General features: G+C 51.2%; 10 protein-coding genes. 6 read left to right on the plus strand and 4 right to left on the minus strand.

Features of this window, described 5'->3' with window-relative positions:
• Positions 1 to 25 precede the first annotated feature (25 nt).
• Positions 26 to 1,003, minus strand: a complete 978-nt coding sequence (gene epmA, locus BZJ19_RS04215; RefSeq protein ID WP_077674698.1) for an elongation factor P--(R)-beta-lysine ligase — start codon at positions 1,001 to 1,003, stop codon at positions 26 to 28.
• Between the two features lie 310 nt (positions 1,004 to 1,313).
• Here epmA and frdA point away from each other — a divergent pair, with 310 nt between their 5' ends.
• The 4 genes from frdA to frdD are packed head-to-tail and all read left to right on the plus strand — an operon-like array spanning position 1,314 to position 4,622.
• Positions 1,314 to 3,119: a fumarate reductase (quinol) flavoprotein subunit gene (frdA, locus tag BZJ19_RS04220; RefSeq protein ID WP_077674712.1), complete on the plus strand. Its 1,806-nt coding sequence runs from the start codon at positions 1,314 to 1,316 to the stop codon at positions 3,117 to 3,119.
• Positions 3,116 to 3,871, plus strand: a complete 756-nt coding sequence (locus BZJ19_RS04225; protein WP_077674699.1) for a succinate dehydrogenase/fumarate reductase iron-sulfur subunit — start codon at positions 3,116 to 3,118, stop codon at positions 3,869 to 3,871. Before frdA ends, BZJ19_RS04225 begins: the two co-directional genes overlap by 4 nt.
• On the plus strand, positions 3,868 to 4,251 hold the full coding sequence (gene frdC / locus BZJ19_RS04230) for a fumarate reductase subunit FrdC (RefSeq protein WP_077674700.1): 384 nt from the start codon (positions 3,868 to 3,870) through the stop codon (positions 4,249 to 4,251). The genes BZJ19_RS04225 and frdC overlap by 4 nt, the downstream gene beginning before the upstream one ends.
• 8 nt (positions 4,252 to 4,259) lie before the next feature.
• Positions 4,260 to 4,622, plus strand: coding sequence for a fumarate reductase subunit FrdD (gene frdD, locus BZJ19_RS04235; RefSeq protein WP_077674701.1), 363 nt, complete (start codon positions 4,260 to 4,262; stop codon positions 4,620 to 4,622).
• 70 nt (positions 4,623 to 4,692) lie between these two features.
• Here the strand turns inward: frdD and efp are convergent, their stop codons facing one another.
• A complete protein-coding gene (gene efp, locus BZJ19_RS04240) occupies positions 4,693 to 5,259 on the minus strand; it encodes an elongation factor P (RefSeq protein WP_069586864.1) in 567 nt (188 codons plus the stop codon).
• Positions 5,260 to 5,292: 33 nt separating this feature from the next.
• Between efp and epmB the strand changes: the two genes are divergently transcribed.
• Both epmB and BZJ19_RS04250 read left to right on the plus strand, forming a co-directional pair.
• Positions 5,293 to 6,315: an EF-P beta-lysylation protein EpmB gene (gene epmB / locus BZJ19_RS04245; protein WP_077674702.1), complete on the plus strand. Its 1,023-nt coding sequence runs from the start codon at positions 5,293 to 5,295 to the stop codon at positions 6,313 to 6,315.
• 88 nt (positions 6,316 to 6,403) lie between these two features.
• Positions 6,404 to 6,892: a GNAT family N-acetyltransferase gene (locus BZJ19_RS04250; RefSeq protein WP_077458296.1), complete on the plus strand. Its 489-nt coding sequence runs from the start codon at positions 6,404 to 6,406 to the stop codon at positions 6,890 to 6,892.
• Here the strand turns inward: BZJ19_RS04250 and BZJ19_RS04255 are convergent.
• Positions 6,889 to 7,530 (minus strand): flavin reductase family protein, encoded by a 642-nt coding sequence (locus tag BZJ19_RS04255; RefSeq protein ID WP_077674703.1) that lies wholly within the window; start codon positions 7,528 to 7,530, stop codon positions 6,889 to 6,891. The genes BZJ19_RS04250 and BZJ19_RS04255 overlap by 4 nt on opposite strands.
• An 8-nt stretch (positions 7,531 to 7,538) precedes the next feature.
• Positions 7,539 to 7,919, minus strand: a complete 381-nt coding sequence (locus tag BZJ19_RS04260; protein ID WP_077674704.1) for a thiol-disulfide oxidoreductase DCC family protein — start codon at positions 7,917 to 7,919, stop codon at positions 7,539 to 7,541.
• Positions 7,920 to 8,175: the final 256 nt, after the last annotated feature.

An 8,175-nucleotide genomic window follows, 5' to 3' on the forward strand; every position in this document is an offset into this window, starting at 1 on the left:
GCGAGGTGGCGTTTTTCTTATGGCGCTACGCGCGTGAGACAGGAAACGCGGTCACCGCATCAATGTGATCACAACCGAGCGCGAGCATCACAAGGCGATCGATCCCTAGCGCGACCCCAGCACAATCCGGCAGCCCCGCTTCCAAGGCGGCGAGCAAGTGTTGATCGATAGGTTGCGGGCGCAAACTTCTTGCTACTCGCATCGCATTGTCCGCCTCAAAGCGGCGGCGCTGCTCCTGCGCATCTTGAAGTTCATAGAACCCATTGGCGAGTTCAATACCTTGAAAATACACCTCAAAGCGGTGTGCAACACGTGGATCCGCCTCACTGATTTTGGCTAACGCGGCTTGAGATGCCGGAAAGTCGTAAACAAAAGCCGGCGCCTGCTGACCAATATTCGGCTCAACCATCACCGAGAAAAGCAGTTGCAATAAGGTGTCTTTGTCGGTTTCAGCCTGAGTAATATCGGCAAGCCCTTGGGTGGCTGCAAGGGCTCGCAACTGGTCAATATCCGCGCGCAATGGACAAAGTCCAGTGCATGATTGAAAAGCCGCTTGATAGCTCATTCGCGTCGCACCTTGGCACCTGAGTACCGCTTGCAACAGCGCATCCATTTCATCCATCAACTGGTGATGATCAAAATCCGGTCGATACCACTCGAGCATGGTAAATTCTGGATTGTGATAACGCCCCGCCTCTTCATTACGAAACGCCTTACTGACTTGATAAATGGCGCCGCTACCCGCCGCCAGTAATCGCTTCATATGAAATTCTGGGCTGGTCATCAAATACAAAGGCAGCCCCTTAGCAAAGCCCGGGCCGACCAGTGAGGTGGAAAAACTGTGCAGGTGCACATCCGTCACCGCCGCTTGGCTCAACGCTGGGGTATCGACTTCCCATACCGCACGCTCAGCAAAAAATTGACGAATGCGGGCAATAATGGCCGATCGTTTTTTCAACTGTGTCATTGAGGCCGTTGGCTGCCATGAACAGGCTTGAGTCATGATATCAGTCTCTCATTACGCGAATGGCGTCAGTCTAGCGTCACGCTGGCGAATAACAACCAGCACGCCAAGATGAAGCACGACATAAACGTGGCACTGTGCGCATTCTGTTTGTAAGCAAACGCTGTTTTTTCATGGCTCGCAGACACTTAACGACCCACCTCACAGTTTTATGCAATTTAACCCCCATGCCCGCAAAATCGCTGCAATTCCCCAACTGAATCAATTTTTACTTGGAGAGGATTGCCTACCATGTCGGCAGAACAATAAACAAGCCAAGCACTGGCTTTCCCTACACTGGAGGATGAACGTGCAGACCATCACCACAGATATTGCAGTTATTGGCGCCGGTGGCGCTGGACTGCGTACCGCCATTGCGGCCGCTGAGGCGGATCCGTCTCTCAATATTGCCCTGGTGTCCAAGGTCTACCCGATGCGCTCACACACTGTGGCTGCAGAGGGTGGGTCGGCTGCCGTCATCAAGGATGAAGACAGCCTAGACAACCATTTTAATGACACCGTTAGCGGCGGTGACTGGCTATGCGAGCAGGACGTTGTGGATTACTTCGTCAAGCACTGCACCGAAGAGATGATCCAATTAGAGCAATGGGGTTGCCCTTGGAGCCGTAAAGACGATGGCAGCATCAATGTTCGCCGTTTTGGCGGCATGAAAGTCGAGCGTACATGGTTTGCTGCCGATAAAACCGGCTTCCATATGCTTCACACCTTATTTCAAACCTCGATTAAATACCCACAAATTCAGCGGTTAGATGAATACTTCGTGGTTGACTTAATCGTGGATGATGGCCAAATCCAAGGCCTCATTGCCCTGCATATGGCAGAAGGTGAACTGGTCTGCATCAAAGCCAAATCTGTGGTGCTTGCCACCGGCGGTGCTGGCCGGGTGTACAGCTGTAACACCAATGGCGGCATCGTCACCGGTGATGGCATGGCGATGGCTTACCGCCACGGTATTCCATTACGTGATATGGAGTTTGTACAGTATCACCCCACAGGCTTGCCCGGCACTGGCATCTTGATGACCGAAGGCTGTCGCGGTGAAGGGGGAATTATTGTCAACAAAAATGGTTATCGCTATTTGCAAGATTATGGCCTTGGCCCAGAGACACCCGTGGGCGAGCCAAAAAACAAATACATGGAGTTGGGGCCGCGCGATAAAGTCTCACAAGCCTTTTGGCACGAGCAACAAAAAGGGAACACCATCAAGCATCCATTGGGTGATGTGGTGCATCTTGATTTGCGCCACTTAGGTGAAGACTTCTTACAAGAACGGTTGCCGTTTATCTGTGAATTAGCCAAAGCGTACGTCAACGTCGATCCGGCCAAAGAGCCTATTCCAATTCGTCCGACCGTCCACTACACCATGGGGGGCATAGAAACCAATGCTCAGACCGAAACTCGGGTAAAAGGACTCTTTGCGGTGGGCGAATGCTCCTCCGTCGGCCTGCACGGAGCCAATCGCTTAGGATCGAATTCACTGGCTGAGCTGGCCGTATTTGGTCGACTCGCCGGAGAAGGTGCCGCACAACGTACGCGTGAGTTTACGGAGTGGAATCAAGCGGCAATCGATGCCCAGATCCAAGACGTTAAAGCGCGCATCGATAAGCTCTTGAGTCATCAAGGCGAAGAAAACTGGGCAGATATTCGCAAAGAGCTGGGGGACACCATGGAAGCCGGCTGCGGCATTTATCGTCGCGAAGATCTGATGCAAGCCACGATTGATAAAATCGCCGAACTGAAAGCTCGCTATCAACAGATCAGCATCCAAGATCAAGGCAGTGTGTTTAACACCGACTTGTTGTATGCCATCGAAGTAGGTTACGGGCTCGAAGTGGCCGAAGCCATGGCGCATTCTGCCATTCAGCGACGCGAGTCTCGTGGCGCCCATCAACGCCTTGATGATGGATGCACAACCCGTGATGATGACAACTACCTCAAGCACACCTTGGCATTTTACCAACCCGAGGGTGGCCCACGGATTGATTACAGTGACGTGAAGATCACCAAGTCTCAACCGAAAGACCGCTTGTATGGTGATGCTGCGGAGCAGGCTCAAGCGGCCAGTGAGGGACAACAAGAGGAGCAAGCACAATGACGCAAGCTACCTATAGAGTTTCTATCCTTCGCTACGATCCTGCAAAAGATGATGCACCTTACGCGCAGGAGTTTGTCGTCCCCGGTGACGATACCTTCTCAGTGCTTGATGCGCTGAGCTATATCAAAGACAACCTCGACAAGTCATTGGCTTATCGCTGGTCATGTCGCATGGCCATTTGCGGCTCGTGCGGCATGATGGTCAATGGCGTGCCTAAACTCGCGTGTAAGGCTTTTTTACGCGATTACCCGAACGGCGTACTGATTGAGCCGCTAGCAAACTTTGCTATCGAAAAAGATTTGATTGTCGACATGACGCCATTTATTGAGCGCTTGGAAGCGATCAAACCTTATATTCTCGGCAACGACCGTCGTCCTGAAGATGGTCCTAACACACAAACCCCTGAGCAGATGGCGCGCTATAAGCAATTTGCCGCCTGCATTAACTGTGGTTTATGTTACGCCGCTTGCCCGCAGTTTGGCCTCAACCCAGACTTCCTCGGCCCAGCCGCACTAACCCTCGCCCATCGCTATAACCTCGATAGCCGAGATGGGGGACAACATGAGCGTATGCCACTGATAAACAGCGATAACGGGGCATGGGGATGTACCTTTGTGGGCTACTGCTCAAAAGTCTGCCCGAAAGGTGTCGACCCGGCGGGCGCGGTCAACCAAGGCAAGGTTGCCTCTACCCAAGATATGGTGATCGCCATGTTTAACCCCAATAAAGAAGGCAAGGAGATAACAGGATGAGTAACCGTAAACCTTATGTGCGGCCCATGCCTCGTACTTGGTGGCTGCATCATCCGTTTTATCGCTTTTATATGGTGCGCGAGGCCACAGTACTGCCCTTGGTCTTTTTCACACTGAGCCTCACTGCGGGTTTGATTTGTCTCGTACAAGGCCCTCAAGCGTGGCAAGGCTGGCTGGGTTATATGGCCCACCCTGTGGTGATCCTATTAAACGTGGTCGCCCTAGCGGCAAGCCTGTTTCATGCCACGACATTTTTTAGCATGATGCCGCAGGTCATGCCGATTCGCATTAAAGGCAAACTGCTCGACGGCAAGTGGGTGATTGGGGCGCAATGGGGAGCCGTTGCAGTAATTTCGTTGCTGGCCTTGGTGCTCATTTAGGAGGCGTTATGATTGATTTAAAACCTAAGCGCTCCGATGAGCCGGTATGGTGGAGCTTGTTTGGTGCAGGCGGTACATGGTTTGCCATGTTCACGCCAATTACTGTCTTGATTTTGGGTGTTTTAATCCCACTTGGGATCATCGACCCATCCGCCCTAAGTTACGAACGTGTGATGATGTTCGCGGAGCACTGGTTAGGTAAGTTGCTGATATTGGCGACCCTTGCCTTACCGATGTGGCATGCCATGCACCGCATCCATCATGGTTTACATGATCTTAAACTGCACGTGGGGCTGGCAGGGAAAGTGGTTTGCTATGCCATCGCCTTTGCCGTCAGCGTCGCTGCCGCGCTACTCGTCCTGATCGTATAGCGCCTAAGCACACAAAAAAGCCCTGAGCCATTTCGGTCAGGGCTTTTTTATCGGACACTCGAAATGCCAATTATTTTACGCGGCTCACGTACTCACCCGAGCGCGTATCCACTTTGATGACTTCACCGATTTGAATAAACAAAGGCACACGAACAACGGCCCCTGTGATCAGTGTCGCGGGTTTACCGCCAGTACCTTGGGTATCCCCTTTTAGGCCCGGATCGGTTTCAGTCACTTCAAGTTCGACGAAGTTAGGTGGGGTAACCACGATTGGGTCACCATTCCACAACGTGAGTGTACAGGTGTTGTTTTCAACTAACCATTTGACGTTATCACCCACTGCACTCTCGTTGGCAGCGATTTGCTCAAAGGTTTCGTTGTTCATGAAGTGATAGAACTCACCATCTGTGTAGAGGTAGTCCATTTCCACATCGATCACATCGGCAGCTTCAACGCTGTCACCTGATTTGAATGTTTTCTCTAGAACCTTACCGGAAATCAGCTTACGGATTTTAACCCGGTTGAAGGCTTGGCCTTTACCCGGCTTCACGAACTCATTTTCGGTAATGACACACGGCTCGTTATCGAGCATAATTTTCAATCCGCCGCGGAATTCATTGGTGCTGAAAGACGCCATCTTGATCCTCTTAACATCTTCGAGTTTTCACAAATGTCGCACATCATAACCCGAATCCAGCCTGCTGTTGAGCGAAACTGGATCAAAGAACTCGCAGAGGGGATCACAGATCCCAAGGAACTGCTGCAACTGCTTGAAATTTCACCATCCGACTGGGAGGCAGGATTTAGTGCTCGTCGCCTTTTTGCCCAACGTGTGCCACGCAGTTTTGTGGCTAGGATGGAAAAAGGAAACCCTGATGATCCACTGCTAAAGCAAGTCCTCCCTATTGCCGACGAGTTTAATGACGTTGACGGGTTCAGCGCTGACCCACTGGAAGAGCAAGACAATGCGATTCCTGGGTTGTTACACAAGTACCACAACCGTGTCTTACTGATCGTTAAAGGAGGCTGTGCAATCAATTGCCGTTATTGCTTCCGCCGCCATTTCCCTTATCAAGATAACAAAGGCAGTAAACGCGTATGGAAAGGGGCGCTGGACTATATCGCCGCCCATCGAGAGATTGATGAAGTGATTTTATCCGGTGGCGACCCGCTGATGGCCAAAGATGAGGAGCTCGATTGGCTCATCAGCGCTATAGAAGACATAACGCATGTTAAGCGGCTACGCATTCATTCACGGCTACCTGTGGTGATCCCCGCTCGTGTCACCTCTGCGTTTACCGAGCGCTTATCGCGGTCACGTTTACAAGTGGTACTCGTCACCCACATCAACCACGCCAATGAGATTAATGCAGAATTAAGCCACAAACTCCACATGCTGCGACAAGCAGGCATCACGCTGCTTAACCAAAGCGTGCTTCTCAAAGGCGTAAATGACAGTGCGGATGCGTTGGTGGCACTGAGCCAACGGCTGTTTGAGGCTGGCGTTTTGCCTTACTACCTGCATGTATTGGATAAAGTCCAAGGCGCCGCTCACTTTTTAGTCTCAGACGATAAAGCGCGCGCCTTAATGCAAGACATTATCGGCCAGCTTTCCGGCTATTTGGTCCCCCGACTGACCCGGGAAATTGGCGGGCGAGCGAGTAAAACCCCGCTTGATCTGCATTTAGATTGAATAATCAGTGACTTAATTAATATAAGCTGTTGATTTGCGTTTGCTTCTATGGCTTATTAGAGAGTAAAGCTCACCACAAGGATGTGTTATGTCTCTGATTATTCGTCAATACCACGCCGACGACATTCCGGCGATACGCGATATCTATGCGCAACCCAAGGCGCAAGCAGGCACCTTACAACTGCCGATGCCAAGCCTCGCCATGTGGGAAAAACGGCTTAATAACGTACCAGATGGCGTATACCCATTGGTTGCCGAGCTGGAAGGTAAAGTGGTCGGTAATCTCGGCTTCGTCATTGCCGCAAATCCTCGCCGTCGCCACGTTGCAGATATTGGCATGGGCGTTCATGATGCCTATCAAGGCCGCGGCATAGGCAGTGCGCTCATGGAAAAAGCGATCGATTTAGCCGAAAACTGGCTGAACGTATCACGGATAGAGCTAACCGTTTATACGGATAACGCGGCTGCGATCCACCTCTATCAAAAATTTGGCTTTGAAATTGAAGGCACCGCCAAACAGTTTGCGTTCCGCAATGGCGAGTTTGTCGATGCCCACTACATGGCGCGTACCCGCTAATCAAGCCACTCGGGGAAACAATCCGGTTTGGCGTAGCTAAGCCGACCAATGCGTGCGGTACGGTGGTAGCTATCTAAACCGCTAACCGCAACGCTGCCTGCTTGTTCAATATCTACGTAGCCATCATCTTTGACACACGATTCGGGCACATGAACCTCACAGATTTCTCCGATTAGTAAATGTGTACCATTAATTGCCAGCGTATGCTCTTCTCTCAACACTAACCCCAAGCGCACCGCAGCTTCTTGCACGTAAGGGGCATTGAAGCGCTCTCGCCATAATGGCGTCAGACCCACTTGATCAAATTCTGAGACGTCGTGAGGATAGCGTGCAGATGTCTGATGCGCGGCAGTGAGCATCGCCTCACTCACATGGTTGAGTGTATACACACCTAACTGACGAATGTTTTCAAGAGAGTCCCGCACCACGGTGTCAGGTCGGATAATCACTCCCATTAACGCCGGATTCGCGCCCAAGTGGAAAGCAGAGCTAACCATACACAAGTTCGTTTGTCGTTCAGCGTCGCAGGTACCCAATAAGTTTGCTGACTTAAAGCCTGACAAACTATTGATAAACGCTGCGCGATAACGCTTTTCCATGCTCATGATGTCATCATGGCCAAACACACTCAAAGACATAACCTTCCTTATTTCAGTTGGCACTGTTGGCAACGCGCCTGCCCGGTTAATAATGCAGAGATCCGATACCGGTGGCGGGCAAAAAACAAATAAGCTTTGTCCGCAAACCAAGCGATCACGGGCCAGCGTAACCAACTCACCCAATACCCCTTGCCTACCGCGTGCCATGCAGCATAGGTTGCGTCTAAACCATACACCATCTGTCCTTGACTATCTTTGGCGTGCAAAATGCGATTAGCGGCTTTGGGATCCACATCGGGGAAACGTGCTGCAAAATCGGGGTGATGGATATCTTCCAGTATGAGCTGTTGGTTTTTATCCCAACGTGACAGCTTGCGCATTTCCTTGACGCATAACGGGCACAAACTGTCATAAAATAGCGTCACCATAAACGTCCCTCCTAATTTCGTTTTAATACGCATAACGACATCGGTACGATCAGGTGTTTACGCCTATCCAGCATGGATAAAACCCACGTCAGCCAGTACTCAGCATAGCGATCCAAGCCTTATACGACCTATTAGGTAGTCAGAAATGTGGAAAAGTGTCGGTTGGTGTCTGTGTGATAGGCGTTTTGAAGCGAGGCGCATAGGGCTGATACACCCTCAAGATACAAAAAAGCCCCGACCGTGAGGTCAGGGCTTG

Source organism: Salinivibrio proteolyticus (genome assembly GCF_001996165.1).
GTDB lineage: Bacteria > Pseudomonadota > Gammaproteobacteria > Enterobacterales > Vibrionaceae > Salinivibrio > Salinivibrio proteolyticus.